Source organism: Sphingopyxis panaciterrae, assembly GCF_011762125.1.
Lineage (GTDB): Bacteria > Pseudomonadota > Alphaproteobacteria > Sphingomonadales > Sphingomonadaceae > Sphingopyxis > Sphingopyxis panaciterrae.
Genome location: NZ_JAASQN010000010.1, coordinates 83,918 through 99,003, shown reverse-complemented (window position 1 = coordinate 99,003; position 15,086 = coordinate 83,918). Strand labels below are relative to the sequence as shown.

Here is a 15,086-nt window from a genome sequence, read left to right as displayed (position 1 = left end):
ATGTCGGCCGGGTCGGGAGCAGTGTCGTCCATGATGGTCATCCTCAGGTTATGTGAAACCTGTATAATGAACCATATGGGTGAAATGTAGGAAAGGGGGGTGAGGGCCCTATTTTGCGCGGTGCCGTTGGATGGCGGTTTTGGGATGGGAAGCGGACGTTCGCTAACCATCCATAACCGTCGCCCCCGTGAAGGCGGGGGCCGCAATCGGCCGAGCGCAAGGTTGCCAGCGGCTCCCGCCTTCGCGGGGGCGACGGTTATTTGGCTAGCGCCCGCAATCGGCCGATTGCAGCCATTTCCTTCTTCGTCGCCCCGGACCCTTCGACAGGCTCAGGACAGGCTTGATCCGGGGTCCCGCTGGACGTCGAAAACTGCTGGCGCCCCCAAAAAAAGCGGGATCCCGGGTCAAGCCCGGGATGACGAAGTGTTGGGCAGCTACCGGCCGGTTGCTGCCGTTCTTCTCCTCTCCCGCAGGCGAGAGGGGGCAGCATGTCCTGCCAATGGCTGCTCACCACCCCAATTCAAACTTCGATTCCTTCCAAGCAGGTCTTGCGAAACAAATCTTCCATTTTAATAAAAAATGAAATATCATCATCACGGGCGCGCGGGCGACGCGCCGGAGGGAGAGGATCGATGCTGAAATTTTTCGCGGCGGGCCCCGACGTACCGGTCGATACGGGCAGCGATATCGATGGCCGTTTCCGGCATTACCGGATGCGGATCATCGCCGCGATCACGCTGGCATACGCGATCAGCTATATGTGCCGGCTGGCGATCAACATCGTCAAGAAGCCGCTGATCGACCAAGGCATCTTCACCCCGCTCGAACTCGGCATGATCGGTTCGGCGCTTTTCTATACCTATGCGGCGGGCAAGCTGATCAACGGCTTCGTCGCCGATCACAGCAATGTGAAGCGATTGTTCGCGGTCGGGATGCTGCTGTCGGCGCTGTGCAATATCGCGATGGGCTTTTCGACGCTGTTCTGGGTCACGGTGATGATCTGGGGATTGAACGGCTGGTTCCAGAGCTATGGCGCGCCGTCGTGCGTCGTCGCGCTGGCGAGCTGGTTTTCGAATCGCGAGCGCGGGCGTTATTATGGCATCTGGTCGACCGCGCATTCGATCGGCGAGGGGCTGACCTTTGCGCTCGTCACCGCGCTCGTTGCGGCGGGCGGCTGGCACTGGGGCTTCTGGGGCCCGGGTATCGCGACGCTGATCGCCGCGGTCGCCGCCTTTTATGCGATGGCCGACCGCCCGCGCACGCTCGGCCTGCCGACCGTCGCCGAATGGCGGAACGACCATTATGCGCCGCCGGTCGAAGGGGCGCCCGAACGCGGCGTGTTCGCGACCCAGCTGTCGATCCTTGCGATCCCGGCGGTGTGGGTACTCGCGCTCGCCAGCGCGGCCAATTATGTGACGCGCTATGCAATCAACAGCTGGGGCATCCTCTATCTGCAGGAGGCGCGCGGCTTTTCGCTGGGCGAGGCGGGGGTGATGCTGACCGCGAGCACCTTGGCGGGGGTCGCCGGGGCGCTGGCCTTCGGCTTCGTGTCGGACAAATTCTTTGCCGCGCGCCGCCCGCCCGTCAATCTGCTGTTCGGCGTGGTCGAGATCATCGGGCTGCTGACCTTCTTCTACGGTCCCGAGGGGCATGGCTGGGTGCTGCTTGGCGTGATCCTGTTCGGGCTCGGCATGACCGGGCTCGTCACCTCGCTCGGCGGGCTGTTCGCGATCGACATTTGTCCCAAGCGCGTCGCAGGGGCGGCGCTCGGCATGGTCGGCGTGTTCAGCTATCTCGGCGCGGCGGTGCAGGAGCAGGTGTCGGGGGCGCTGATCGACGCGAACATGCATATGGCGGGCAGCACGCGCGTCTATGATTTCGAACCGGTGATCTGGTTCTGGATCGGCTGTTCGGTCGTCGCGACATTGCTCGCGACGACATTGTGGAACACGAAACTGCGCGACTGATGTTTCTGCCGATATCAATCCAAAAGGCCGTTCGCCCCGAGGAGGGGCTGAGCGAAGCCGAAGACCCGTCTCGAAGGGTTCGACGACGTCGCGGTCCTTCGAGATGCCATTTCGACAAGCTCAATGGCTCCTCAGGACAAACGGCTGAAGGTGGACGGGGCCATTCTAAAGGACAGGATGATGATGGAACGACGCAAGCTCCTTTGGGGAACGGGAACGCTCGCCCTGCTCGTCGCGCTGCCGCGCCGGCTCTATGCCGCCGCGACCGGCTATCCGCGGCTGCTCGACGGGCCGATGATCGGCGCGACCGGCCCGAACAGCTTCACCGTCTGGTCGCGCGCGAGCGGTGCCTTCGGGGTCGCGGTCGAATATGCGACGCGGCGCGACTTTGCCGATGCGAAGACGACGGCGGCGGTCGCCGCGACGCAGGACAATGATTTGTGCACGGTGGTCGACGTGACGGGGCTCGAACCCGACACCGAATATCATTACCGGATCAAGGCCGACGGGATCGACGACCGGCACCAGCCGCTTGCCTTTCGCACGCGCACGGCACCCGATCGCCCGCGCCCGATCCGCATCGCTTTTGGCTCATGTGCGCGCGTCCAGCTCTATCCCGAACAGCCGGTGTTCGAGGCGGTGGCGGCGATGGAGCCCGACCTGTTCCTGTGGCTCGGCGACAATATCTATGCCGACAGCGACAGCGAGACGGCTTACTCGGCGCTCTATTCGCGCCAGCGTAACGTATCGGCGCTGGTGCCGCTGCTGCGGTCGGTGCCGCAGCTGGCGATCTGGGACGATCATGATTTCGGCTATAATAATTCCGACCGCCACAATGGCGTGAAGGAAATGACGCACCGGCTGTTCCGGCGCTGGTGGGCGAATCCGGCCGGCGGGACGGCCGATACACCGGGGATTTTCTTCCGCCACAGTTTCGGTCCGGTCGACATCTTCATGCTCGACGGGCGTTATCACCGCGATCCGCCCGATGCCCCCGACGGTCCGGCGAAGACGATGCTCGGCGCGGGGCAGAAGGCGTGGCTGAAGCGCGAGCTCAAGGCGTCGAAGGCGGCGTTCAAGATCCTCGCGTCGGGCACCGGCTGGTCGCTCGCCGAGAAGGATGGCGACAGCTGGGCCTCCTATCTGCATGAGCGGAACGAGATCCTCGATTTCATCCGCGACGAGAAGGTCGCCGGCTGCCTCGGCATTTCGGGCGACGTGCATCAGGGCGAGGTCAATTGCGTGCCCTGGTCCGACAAGGGCGGTTATGATTTCTATGATCTGGTGAGTTCGGGCCTCGCGCAATATCTCGCCCCGAAATTCGTCGACCAGCATCCCGAGGTGCGGCTGCGCGCCCCCTTTGTGCGCAGCGCCAATTTCGGGCTGCTCGAATTCCATTTCGATCCCGAGCCGCGCGTCGAACTGAGCGTGCGCGACGTGATCGGCGCGCCGGGGTCGGGCAAGCCGATTGTCTTGCGCGCCGCCGATCTGGTCAATGGCAAGCAGAGCTGGCGCGCGGCGATCGACCAGGATGAGCTCGAACGCCGCGAGCGCGCCCTGCGCGGCGGCAGCTATTATGGAGGCGAGTGAGAGATGCGGTTCGAAATGGTGACGATTGCGCGTGACGAGTTTGAAGCGATGAAAGCGTGGCTGCCATGCGCAACGCGCGAAGGCCTGTTCGAGACCTACCGGATCAGCCAGAACAGCTGGTACAAGCTGCGCGACGGCCAGCCGGTGAAGCGCCAGACGATCGAGCGGCTGCGCGAACGCTATCTTGAGGTGATCGAGGCATGACCCGGCCGACGCTCAACATTGCGCTGATCGGCAGCGGCTTCATGGGGCGGGCGCATGCGCTGGCCTTTGCCGCCGCCGACCGGACGTTCGAGCTGCCGCTGTCGCCGCGCGTCGTGCTGCTCGCCGACCGCGATCCGGCGACGGCACAGGGTGCCGCGGCGTCGCTGGGGATCCCGAAGGCGAGCGGCGACTGGCGCGAGGCGATCGCCGATCCGGGCATCGGCATGGTGGCGATCGCGACGCCGAACCTGCTCCACGCCCCGATCGCGATCGCCGCGCTCGAGGCGGGGAAGGTGGTCTATTGCGAAAAGCCGCTGGCGACGACGATCGCCGATGCAGAGGCGATGACCGCCGCGGCCGCAGCGTCGGGGCGGCCGACCGCGGTCGGCTTCACCTATCTCTACAATCCGATGATCGCGCTCGCGCGCGAGCTGATCGCCGCTGGCGAGATCGGCGAGGTGACCGCCTTTCGCGGCATCCATGCCGAGGATTTCATGGCGTCGGCCGATGCGCCGTTCAACTGGCGCTGCGAGCCCGACCAGGCGGGCGGTGCGCTCGCCGATATCGGCAGCCATATCATCGCGATGGCGCAGCATCTGGCCGGCGACATCGCATCGGTGGCGGGGCGGCTGCACACCGCTTATCCGACACGCCGCGATGCCGAGGGGACGGATCGCGCGGTGACGGTCGACGACCAGATGGACGCCGTCGTTGCCTTTGCGAACGGCGCGACGGGGACGCTGGCGGCGAGCTGGATCGCGAGCGGACACAAGATGGGGCTGTCGTTCGAGATCAGCGGGACCAAGGGGTCGATCAGCTTCACGCAGGAACAGTTCAACGAGCTCAAGCTGTACCGCGCGGGGCCGGGACGGACCAACGGCTTCACAACGATCTGCGCCGGGCCCGAACATGGCGATTACGGCGCCTTCTGTCCCGCGCCGGGGCACCAGATCGGCTATAACGACCTGAAGACGATCGAGGTCAAGGCGGCAGTTGAGGCCGCGGCGGGGCTGCCGTCGGCGGCGAAGAGCTTTGCCGATGCGCTGGCGGTGGAAAGGGTTGCCGACGCGATCCGGCGGTCGCATCGCGAGGGGGGCTGGGTGCGGCCGTAGGGGGAGGTAGCGGCCGGGAGCTGCCGTTTCCTTCTTCGCCAACCCGGACTTGATCCGGGGTCCCGCTGGACCTCGAAAACAACAGATGACTTCAAAATAAAGCGGGATCCCGGGTCAAGCCCGGGATGACGAAAGTGGGTGATACCTATGGCCGCTCCCCACCCCGACGCAGCCTTGCGCCAGCCTAAACCCGCGCCAGCGCCGTCAGCAGTTCGCCGTGGATCGCCGGCGTCGATGCCAGCACCGTCCCGTTCATCAGGTCGAGCGCGTTGCCGCGCGTGTCGGTGACGACCCCGCCCGCCTCGCGCACGATGACGACCCCCGCTGCCATGTCCCACGCGCTGACGCTCTGTTCCCAATAGGCGTCGTGGCGGCCGCAGGCGACCCACGCCATGTCGATGGCGCCGGCGCCGAGGCGGCGGATGCCGGTCACCCGCGGGGTGAGCCGTTCCATCTCGGCGTAAAATTGGCCGTGGTCGGGCTTGGTGGCAAAGGGGATGCCGACGCCGAGCACCGATTCCCCGATCGTCGTGCGCGCCGAAATATGGATGCGGCGTTCGCCCAGCCAGGCGCCGCTGCCCGTCCCGGCCCAGAACAGCTCGTCCATCGCGGGGACATAAGTCACACCCGCGATCACTTCGCCCTGCCGCGCCAACGCGATGTTGACCGCGAAGAGTGGGGATCCTGTCAGGAAGTTGGTCGTACCGTCGAGCGGATCGACCACCCACACATGGTCGGCGTCGCGGCCGGGCGTCAGCCCGCTTTCCTCACCGAGGAAGCCGTAATCGGGGGCAAGGGCCAGCAGCCGTTCGCGCACTATGGCCTCGGCCTTCAGGTCGGCTTCGGTGAACATGTCGGCGGCGCCGGCCTTGCTGTGGATCGTGAGCGTCGCAATGCGCTCGCGGTCGGCGATCAGTCCTTCGCCCGCGGCGTGAGCGGCGGCGATCATGGCGGAAATAAGGGGTGACATCGTCATGGAATGAATATACATTCTGTTTTTAGATAAAGATAGAAAAAATATTCTGAAATGACGTTGCGGGATGCGCCGCCACCGGCGCGCCCACGTTTATCGATGGAAGAGGGAGGGTTTGCGTGAAAACGAGCTTGTTCGCAATTGCCGCCATGCTGGCGGGCGTATCGGCCGCAGGTGCCGCCGCACAGGAAGCCGTGCCGGTCCGCACCGCTGCCGCGTCGGCCGAAACGCAGGCGACGCAGGGGTCGGGCGCCGACGGTGCGGTCGTGGTCGCCGATCCCGGCGATCCGTCGCGTTCGCTGATCCTTGCCGGCGCCGAATCGGCGGGCATCGACGTCTTCGACCTGAAAGGGCAGCGTGTCGGGGCGCACAAGGTCGGCAATATCCGCGGCCTCGACTTGCGCGCCGGGGCCGCGCCGGGCGGCACGCCGTTGCTTGCCGCGCTCGACGGCAAGGATAATACGCCGAAATTCTTCAGCGTCGGGGCCGGGGGCGTTCCGGCGCCGCTGACGCTGGCCGGGATCAAGCCCGAAATGACGATCGCGGCGCTCTGCTTTTCGCGCAGCCATCGCGACGGCACGCTCTATCTGTTCCTCGCGGGCGACAAGGGCGAGATCGAGCAATGGGGCCTTGCGGCCGATGCCGCGGGGGCGATGAGCGGCCGGATTGCGCGGCGCTGGTCGCTGGGGTCCGAAATCAAATATTGCGCCGCCGACGACCGCGGCTCGGTCTATTTCTCGCAGGAAGCGGTCGGCGTCTGGCGCTTCGCCGCCGAGCCCGAGGCCGAGATCGTGCCCGAGATCGTCGATATCGTCCGCCTCGGCCATATCACAGAGGAAGCGAAGGGGGTCGGCATTGCGCCCGACGGCCGCTTGCTGGTGTCCGACGCCTCGGCGAACCGGCTGAACATCTATGACCCCGTCGACGACCATGCCTATCTCGGCTCGGTCGCGCTCGCGGCGGGGGCGGACGCGGTCGAGGATGCGGGGAGCATCACCATCGCCGGGCCCGTCGTCGTCGTCGCCGACGACGATAATTCGCCCGAGCAGCCCAATTTCAAGATCGCCAGCTGGGCGGCGCTGCTCGCCGCGGCGGGGCTTCCCGAGCGTCCGGCGGCCGCGGCGCCCGAGACGATGCCGCTCGCGCTGGCGACGGTCGAGACCGACCCGGTCGAAACCGGCGGCGACGCGGCCGACGATCCGGCGATCTGGATCAACCCCGCCGACCCGTCGCAAAGCGTGATCATCGGGACGCAGAAACAGTCGGGGCTGTATGTCTATGGCCTCGACGGCAAGCAGATCCAGTTCCTGCCCGACGGCCGCATGAACAATGTCGACCTGCGCAGCGGCTTCCGCCTCGGCGGCCGCGACGTTACGCTGGTCACCGCGAGCAACCGCACCACCAAGGGCATTTCAATCTATCTGCTCGACCCCGTCACGCGCAAGCTGAGCGACGTCGCCGACGGGTTGCAGGATACGGGCTTCGACGATCCCTATGGCCTGTGCATGTACCGCAGCGCGAAGACGAAGAAGAGCTATGTCTTCGTCAACCAGGGCGACGGCAAGATGCGCCAGTGGGAACTGGTCGCGACCCCGGCGGGCAAGGTGCGCGCGAAGCTGATGCGCGACCTGCCGTTCGGATCGCAGGTCGAAGGCTGCGTCGCCGACGACGAGACCGGCATGCTTTATACCGGCGAGGAAGATGTCGGCATCTGGCGCGAGGGCGCCGAACCGCGCGGCGGGCCGGCGCGGACGATGCTGGCGAAGGTCACCGACAATCCGAAGCTCAAGGACGATATGGAAGGCATCGGGCTGTACGCGCAGGCGGGCGGCAAGGGCTATCTGGTCGTGTCGAGCCAGGGCAATGACAGCTATGCGGTGTTCCGCCGCGAGGGCAATAATGACTATGTCGGATCGTTCCGCATCGGCGCCGACATGGCGGCGGGCATCGACGGCGTGTCCGAAACCGACGGGCTCGACGTCACCAGCATGGCGGCGGGCCCGGCTTTCCCGCACGGGCTGATGGTGGCGCAGGACGGCCGCAACGTATCGCCGCCCGAGCATCAGAATTTCAAGCTGGTGCCGTGGGAGCGTATCGCCAAGGCGCTGGGGCTCGAAGCCGGGGATTGACCCTTGTGTGCCGCGGCGCGCGGCCGGCCCCTGCGGCCATCGCGCGCCGCGGTGATTTCTTCCGCTTTGGCGATCCCATGTTTTGCGGGGGCATGGCGGGTTGGGGCAGGAAACGGCCGTTTCCTGCCGTTCCATTCATCGTCACCCCGGACTTGATCCGGGGTCCACGACTTCAACGCCGCAGTGGATCCCGGATCAAGTCCGGGATGACGAGGAGGGGAGTAGAAAAGGCATGAAACGGCCGAAACTTGCCGTTCCGCCTTTCCTGCTCCGCCGCGCGTCATGAACCGGACGGCGCCGCTTGCGGTGCTTGACGAACCGGCGGTCCAGGCGCCATCCATGGCTATGGCCCGCGCCGTTCACGCCCTGCTTCTGGCGCTTCGCGACTTGCCGCAGCCGCGCGTGCTGCGCATTCTTGCGCTCAGCCTGGCGCTCACGCTGCTGCTCTTCGCCGCCGCCGGCACCGCGATCTTTTTCGGCGTGCGCCGGTCGCTCGCGCATGGCCAGTGGTTTGGTGCCGCCGGGCTCGACATGGCGGGCATCCTGGTCGTCCTGGCGCTGGTCGCGGGAAGCTGGCTGCTGTTTCGTGCGGTCGCGATCGCCGTGATCGGGCTGTTTGCCGACTCGATCGTCGCCGATGTCGAGGGACGCCATTATCCCGCCGCGGCGGCGCGCGCGATCGATGTCGGCTGGCGGCAGAATATCGCGCTGGCGCTGGCGTCGCTCGCGCGGCTGATCGGCGGCAATCTGATCGCGCTGCCCCTGTATCTCCTGCTCCTCGTCACCGGCGTCGGCACGCTATTGCTCGCGCTCGCCGTCAATGCGTTGCTGCTGGGCCGCGACCTCGAGGCGATGGTGCTCGCGCGCCACCCCGATCGCCCGCGCTTCGATCGCGCCGCGCGCTGGTCGCTCGGGCTGCTGTCCGCCGCAAGCTTCCTGGTTCCCGTCGCCAATCTGTTTGCGCCGATCGTCGGCGCGGCTATGGCCGTCCATATGCTGCACCTGCGCAGCGGGGACCGATAGATATGATCCAAAACCACCGCCGGGCCGCCATCACCGGGCCCGCCCCGATATTTTTGGCCCTGATATTGACGACCCTGACGCTCGGCGCCTGCGCCGGCCCCGCGATCCCGCGCCCCTCGACGCCCCCGGCGGTCGCCGCGCCGGCGCCGACCGTGGTCAAGCCGGTGCAGAACAACGCGCTGATCGGCAGCAGCGCCGACGCGATCGGCCGCATGTTCGGCAAACCGCGGCTCGACGTGACCGAGGGGGCCGGGCGCAAGCTGCAGTTCGCGGGCTCGAACTGCATCCTCGACATATATTTCTATGCGCCGCGCGTCGGCGCCGATCCGGTCGCGACGCATGTCGACGCGCGCACCCCCGACGGGCGCAATGCCGAAGTGAACAGCTGCGCGCAGAGCTTTCAGCGCTGAGCCGACGTCATAGAGCCAGTTCGGCGAGCGCCCATGCCGCGGCATCGGCGACCATCGGCGATGTGTCGGTCACCAGCCGCTCCAGCCGCGTGCGGAAGCGCACATCGCCGCTGTTTCCGGCGGCGATCGCGGCGTTGCGCACCATGCGGTTCCGCCCGAGCCGCTTGATCGGCGACCCTGCAAACACTTGCCGGAAGCCCGCATCGTCGAGCGCGAGCAGGTCGGCGAGCGCCGGTGCGACGAGTTCGGCGCGCGGCAGGAAGGCCCGGTGCGCGTGCGCGGTTTCGGCGAACTTGTTCCACGGGCAGGCGGCGAGACAATCGTCGCAGCCATAGATGCGGTTGCCGATCCCGCGCCGCAAATCGTCCGGGATCGGCCCGTCATGCTCGATCGTGAGGTACGAAACGCAGCGCCGCGCATCGAGCCGGTAGGGCGCCGGGAAGGCATCGGTGGGGCATGCATCCTGGCACGCCGAACAGCTGCCGCACGTATCGCGCCCCGGTGTCGACGGCGCGAGATCGAGCGTCGTGTAGATCGCGCCCAGAAACAGCCAGCTGCCATGGTCGCGGCTGACGAGATTGGTATGCTTGCCCTGCCAGCCGAGCCCGGCGGCCGCCGACAGCGGCTTTTCCATCACCGGCGCGGTGTCGACGAACACCTTGACCTCGGCATCCCTGGCTTCGGCGACGAGCCAGCGGGCGACCGCCTTCAGCGCCTTCTTGACGACGTCATGATAGTCACCGCCCTGCGCATAGACCGAAATCCGCCCGCGATCGGGCACATCGGCAAGCGCCAGCGGGTCGTGCGCCGGGGCGTAGCTCATGCCGAGAGCGATGACCGAGCGGACCTCGGGCCACAGCCCCTTGGGCGACCCGCGCTGGCCGGCGCGATTTTCCATCCAGATCATGCCGCCATGGCAGCCATCGGCGAGCCATTGGTTCAGCCGTGCCGCGGTTTGCGGCGCCGCCTCCGCCCCGGCGATGCCGAACGCCACGAAACCGTGCGCCCGCGCAACATCGGCGAGTCGCTGTTCGAGCGTGTCCGGGAAGGGGGGCAAGGCTTCGGCAACCATTGGCGCCCTATACGACAAGGACTCTGTCGTGCCATATAGCTATGACATCCCACCGTTCATCCTGAGGAGGGGCTGAGCGAAGTCGAAGCCTGTCCTGAGCGCCTGCAAGGCAGTCGAAGGGACCTGTCTCGAAGGACGCGGCGCGGCGTCAAATCCTTCGAGACGCCATTTCGACAAGCTCAATGGCTCCTCAGGACAAACGGTCGATTATTCAGGGACCCAGGTGTGAGCGATTATAGCGTCGAGGCGAACGGCCTCACCAAATATTTCGGCGATTTCAAGGCGGTCGACCATGTGTCGCTCGCGGTCCCCACCGGCAGCATCTATGGCGTGCTCGGCCCCAATGGCGCGGGGAAGACGACCAGCCTGCGCATGACACTCGGCATCATCGACCCCGACGAGGGGACGAGCCGCGTCTTTGGCGAGCGGCCGCAGTCGGTGCGCCACCGAATCGGCTATCTCCCCGAAGAGCGCGGGCTCTATCCCGGCATGAAGGCGCGTGACGCGATCGCCTTCATGGGGGCGCTGCGCGGACTCGACTGGTCGGAGGGCCGCCGCCGCGCCGCGGGCTTCATGACCGAACTTGGGCTGGAGCGGGTGATCGACGAAAAGATCCGCAAGATGTCGAAGGGCATGGCGCAGATGGTCCAGCTGATCGGATCGATCGTCCACGCCCCCGACCTGATCATCCTCGACGAACCTTTCTCGGGGCTCGACCCCGTCAACCAGGAACGGCTCGAAATGCTGGTGAAGCGCGAACGGACACGCGGCGCGACGATCCTTTTCTCGACGCATGTGATGGCGCACGCCGAGCGCCTCTGCGACCGCATCGCGATCATCGCGCGGTCGCAGCGCCGCTTCGAAGGCACCGTCGACGAAGCGCGCGCGCTGCTGCCGATGCAGGTGCGCTATACGCCGCGCACCGGCGGCGATGTCGCGGTCATCCTGCCGCCAGGTGCCGAACAGCGCGGCGATGCGTGGCATTTTTCGATCGAGGACAAGGCGGTCGAGCCGCTGTTGTCGCGGATCACCGCGAGCGGCCATGGCGTCACGGGCCTGTCGATCGCGCGCCCCGCGCTGCATGATGCCTTCGTCCATATCGTCCGCCAGGTCGATGCCGGGTTCGCGGCCGACGCGCGCAGCGACGCGATCGAGGAGGCCGCAGCATGAGCCCGTTCGCCAAGACCATGTTCGTGATCGCGCGCCGCGATTTCCTGTCGATCGTCGCGACCCCGACCTTCCTGCTCTTCCTGCTCGCCCCCTTGTTCATGATCGCGATGGGGGCGCTGGGCGGAGCCGGTGCGACGCAGCTCGCCGACAGCGCGCGCGGCGCCGGGCGCCTGGTCGCGGTGGTCGATGCCGCCGACGTCGAGGCCTTGCGCAGCGCCGATACCCGCCTGCGCAAGGCGATGGGCCGCGAACCCGCGACACTGGAGATCCGCGTCGCCGGGCCCGATGCCGCCGATCCGGTCGCGATCACCCGCGAAAAGGGCAGCGACACCTATGCGGTGATGACCGGCGCCTTCGCGAACCCGCGCATCGTCGAACGCGACGCCGACAGCAATTCGGGCCGCTACCTCGCCCTGCTCGCCAGCGACGTCCTGCGCGATCGGGCGGCCGGCGCGGTACCGCCCGCGCGCGCGCATTTCGAAAGCCTCGCCAACGGCGGGACGAGCATCGCCGCGCAGCAGTCGATGGGCTTCGGCGCGGTGTTCATCATCTTCCTCCTCACCCTGCTCCTCGCGGGACAGGCGGTGGGCATGCTGGCCGAGGAAAAGGGCAACAAGGTGATCGAAATCCTCGCCGCCGCGGTGCCGCTCGAAAGCGTCTTCATCGGCAAGCTGCTCGGCCTGCTCGGCGTCGCGATCCTGTTCATCGCCTTCTGGGCGGCGATGGCGGCCGGCGGCGGGCTGGTCTTCGCGTCGCAAATGGACCCGGCGGCCGCCCCTGCTGCCCTTGCCGCTGCGGGCAAGCCCGCCATCGCGCTCACCGCCGCCCCGGCGAGCGGCTGGCCCTTTTTCATCACCATCTCGCTTTGCTATTTCATCCTGTCCTTCCTCCTTCTCGGCGCGGTCTTCCTCGGCGTCGGGGCGCAAGCGGGAACGGTGCGCGAAATCCAGATGCTCAGCCTGCCGATCACCATCTTCCAGGTCGGCATGTTCAGCCTGTCGACCGCCGCCGCGAGCGCGCCGGGAACGGGCCTTGCGACCTTTGCGCAAATCTTTCCCTTCTCCTCGCCGCTCGCGATGGCGGCGCGCGCCGCGAGCGATGATGCCAAGGCGGTCCACCTGCTCGCGCTCGGCTGGCAGGCGATCTGGGTCGCGCTCGTCATCTGGCTTTCGGTGCGGCTGTTCCGCGCCGGGGTGCTCAGCGGCGGCGGCAGCTGGAAATTCTGGCGCCGCGCGCGGCCCGCCGCCGCGGCTGCGGCTGCCGGCGCTGCAGACATAACATGACCGTCGCCCCCGCGAAGGCGGGGGCCGCTGGCAGCCTCGCGCAACATTTATAGCGGCCCCCGCCTTCGCGGGGGCGACGGATAGGGATCGCAACTCAAACTCCCCAACGCGCTCCCTCCCGCTCCATTGACAAAGCTGTAAATAGTGGCATTCTGCAACTGAATCGGCCGCGCCAGACGGCTTTCGACAGAGGAGCGCCCCCCATGGCCACCGTCATCCGCGAAACCCCCGCCATCGCCAATCCCCTCGACATGTCCCGCGCCGACCTGTGGCGCGAGGATCAATGGCAGGAGCCGATGCGCCAGCTGCGCGCCGAATCGCCGATCTATTATTGCGAGGATTCGAAGTTCGGCGCCTATTGGTCGGTGACGACCTACAAGCCGATCCAGCATATCGAGGCGCTTCCCAAGATTTTTTCCTCGTCGTGGGAATATGGCGGCATCACCGTCGCCGGCGATGGGGTCGAACATCTGAAAGAGGGCGAGATCCCGATGCCGATGTTCATCGCGATGGACCCGCCGCAGCATAGCGCGCAGCGCCGCACCGTCGCCCCCGCCTTCGGCCCGTCGGAGATCGAGCGCATGCGCGCCGACACGCAGGCGCGCACCGCGGCGCTGATCGACACGCTGCCGGTCGGCGAGGCGTTCGACTGGGTCGAGCGGCTGTCGATCGAGCTGACGACCGACATGCTCGCGATCCTCTTCGATTTTCCGTGGGAAAACCGTCATAATCTGACGCGCTGGTCCGACGCGCTCGGCGATATCGAGAGCTTCAATACGCTCGAGGAACGCCAGGCGCGCCTTGCCACCGCCTTCGAAATGGGCGCCGCGTTCAAGGAATTATGGGATCATAAGGCGAAAAATCCCGGCCCGCACGACCTCATCTCGATCATGCTCCAGTCCGACGCGATGAATCACATGAGCCATGAGGAATTCATGGGCAACCTCATCCTGCTCATCGTCGGCGGCAACGATACGACGCGCAATTCGATGTCGGCCTACGCCTACGGCCTGCACTGCTTTCCCGAGGAACGCGCGAAGCTCGAGGCGAACCACGACCCCGACCTGGCGGTCAACGCGATGCACGAGATTATTCGCTGGCAGACCCCGCTCGCGCATATGCGCCGCACCGCGATGGAGGACACCGAATTGTTCGGCCACCAGATCCGGAAGCGCGACAAGCTCGCGCTCTGGTATGCCTCGGCCAACCGCGACGAAAGCATCTTCCCCGATGGCGACCGGATCATCGTCGACCGCGAAAATGCGCGCCGCCACCTTGCCTTCGGTTATGGCATCCACCGCTGCGTCGGCGCGCGCGTCGCCGAACTGCAGCTGACGACTTTGATCTCCGAAATGCAGAAGCGCCGCCTGCGCGTCAATGTCCTGTCGGAGCCCGAGCGCGTCAATGCGAGCTTCGTCCACGGCTATCGCCATATGCAGGTCGAACTCGAACGCTATTGACGGCGGTCACAGCCGCGCCCATTTCGCATGGCAACAGGGGGCATAAGGAGCCCTTCGATGATCGAACGCCGTTATCTGCTTTCCGGTCTCGCGCTTGGCGGCGCGCTGATCGCCGCGCCGATGCTGTTCGCCAAACCCGGCAAGCGCCCGCCGGCCGAGCCCGGCTGGCGGCTTTCCGATGCCGAATGGAAACAGCGCCTGTCGCCCTTATCCTATCGCGTCCTGCGCGAAGCGGCGACCGAACGCGCGTTCACCAGCCCGCTCGACAAGGAAAAGCGCGCCGGCACCTTCCTCTGCGCGGGATGCGCGCTGCCACTCTATGCCAGCCGCACCAAGTTCGACAGCGGCACCGGCTGGCCAAGCTTCTGGGCGCCGCTCACAGGCGCGATAGGCACCTCGACCGACCGCGAACTCGGCTATGTCCGCACCGAAGTCCATTGCCGCCGCTGCGCCGGGCACCTTGGCCATGTGTTCGATGATGGGCCAAAGCCGACCGGCAAACGCTATTGCATGAATGGCGCCGCGCTGACGTTCCGGGCGGGCTGAGGCCGGCTTTCCGGTCGCAGGCCGGTTTCGGCCGCAAGGAGCTCCGACTATCCTTGCGGGGAGGATTTATATCTCCGCTCTCCAACCCAAAACCGACGGTCTGCCTTTGGGTTTGCAATCCCCCTCAGCTCAGGACCCGTTAGGGTC

Annotated in this window: 13 protein-coding genes; 11 read left to right on the top strand and 2 right to left on the bottom strand. The window is 66.4% G+C overall.

Translation table 11 applies throughout. The features are described from left to right. The first annotated feature begins 632 nt into the window (after positions 1-632). From FHR22_RS22025 to FHR22_RS22010, 4 genes are all read left to right on the top strand, one after another. The gene (locus FHR22_RS22025; protein ID WP_166946392.1) at positions 633-1,967 is read left to right on the top strand and encodes an MFS transporter; all 1,335 of its coding nucleotides are present in this window, start codon (positions 633-635) and stop codon (positions 1,965-1,967) included. A gap of 180 nt (positions 1,968-2,147) precedes the next feature. Further along, on the top strand, positions 2,148-3,557 hold the full coding sequence (locus tag FHR22_RS22020) for an alkaline phosphatase D family protein (protein ID WP_166946390.1): 1,410 nt from the start codon (positions 2,148-2,150) through the stop codon (positions 3,555-3,557). A 3-nt stretch (positions 3,558-3,560) separates the two neighbouring features. Continuing rightward, positions 3,561-3,761, top strand: coding sequence for a hypothetical protein (locus tag FHR22_RS22015; RefSeq protein WP_166946388.1), 201 nt, complete (start codon positions 3,561-3,563; stop codon positions 3,759-3,761). After that, a complete protein-coding gene (locus FHR22_RS22010) occupies positions 3,758-4,873 on the top strand; it encodes a Gfo/Idh/MocA family protein (RefSeq protein ID WP_166946387.1) in 1,116 nt (371 codons plus the stop codon). Before FHR22_RS22015 ends, FHR22_RS22010 begins: the two co-directional genes overlap by 4 nt. A gap of 184 nt (positions 4,874-5,057) precedes the next feature. On the opposite strand, the gene FHR22_RS22005 is transcribed toward FHR22_RS22010, so the two are convergent. Further along, positions 5,058-5,849 carry an inositol monophosphatase family protein gene (locus FHR22_RS22005; RefSeq protein WP_166946385.1) on the bottom strand — a complete coding sequence of 264 codons (792 nt, stop codon included), beginning with the start codon at positions 5,847-5,849 and terminating at the stop codon, positions 5,058-5,060. 116 nt (positions 5,850-5,965) lie between these two features. Between FHR22_RS22005 and FHR22_RS22000 the strand changes: the two genes are divergently transcribed. The 3 genes from FHR22_RS22000 to FHR22_RS21990 all read left to right on the top strand — a co-directional run bounded on the left by FHR22_RS22000 (position 5,966) and on the right by FHR22_RS21990 (position 9,408). Further along, on the top strand, positions 5,966-7,975 hold the full coding sequence (locus FHR22_RS22000) for a phytase (protein WP_208417873.1): 2,010 nt from the start codon (positions 5,966-5,968) through the stop codon (positions 7,973-7,975). Positions 7,976-8,314: 339 nt separating this feature from the next. Next, complete coding sequence (locus FHR22_RS21995) at positions 8,315-8,998, top strand: EI24 domain-containing protein (protein WP_341787246.1); 684 nt, start codon at positions 8,315-8,317, stop codon at positions 8,996-8,998. Positions 8,999-9,063: 65 nt separating this feature from the next. After that, positions 9,064-9,408, top strand: a complete 345-nt coding sequence (locus tag FHR22_RS21990) for a hypothetical protein (protein WP_243853985.1) — start codon at positions 9,064-9,066, stop codon at positions 9,406-9,408. A gap of 7 nt (positions 9,409-9,415) precedes the next feature. Here FHR22_RS21990 and queG read toward each other — a convergent pair whose 3' ends face one another. Next, a complete protein-coding gene (gene queG, locus FHR22_RS21985) occupies positions 9,416-10,480 on the bottom strand; it encodes a tRNA epoxyqueuosine(34) reductase QueG (protein ID WP_166946383.1) in 1,065 nt (354 codons plus the stop codon). 225 nt (positions 10,481-10,705) lie between these two features. On the opposite strand from queG, the gene FHR22_RS21980 reads away from it, so the two are divergent. The 4 genes from FHR22_RS21980 to msrB all read left to right on the top strand — a co-directional run bounded on the left by FHR22_RS21980 (position 10,706) and on the right by msrB (position 14,939). Next, positions 10,706-11,650, top strand: a complete 945-nt coding sequence (locus tag FHR22_RS21980) for an ATP-binding cassette domain-containing protein (RefSeq protein WP_166946381.1) — start codon at positions 10,706-10,708, stop codon at positions 11,648-11,650. Next, a complete protein-coding gene (locus FHR22_RS21975) occupies positions 11,647-12,933 on the top strand; it encodes an ABC transporter permease (RefSeq protein ID WP_166946379.1) in 1,287 nt (428 codons plus the stop codon). The genes FHR22_RS21980 and FHR22_RS21975 overlap by 4 nt, the downstream gene beginning before the upstream one ends. A 203-nt stretch (positions 12,934-13,136) precedes the next feature. Then, positions 13,137-14,393 (top strand): cytochrome P450, encoded by a 1,257-nt coding sequence (locus FHR22_RS21970; RefSeq protein ID WP_166946377.1) that lies wholly within the window; start codon positions 13,137-13,139, stop codon positions 14,391-14,393. A gap of 57 nt (positions 14,394-14,450) precedes the next feature. Beyond that, positions 14,451-14,939, top strand: a complete 489-nt coding sequence (gene msrB, locus FHR22_RS21965) for a peptide-methionine (R)-S-oxide reductase MsrB (RefSeq protein ID WP_166946375.1) — start codon at positions 14,451-14,453, stop codon at positions 14,937-14,939. The last annotated feature ends 147 nt before the right edge of the window (positions 14,940-15,086 follow it).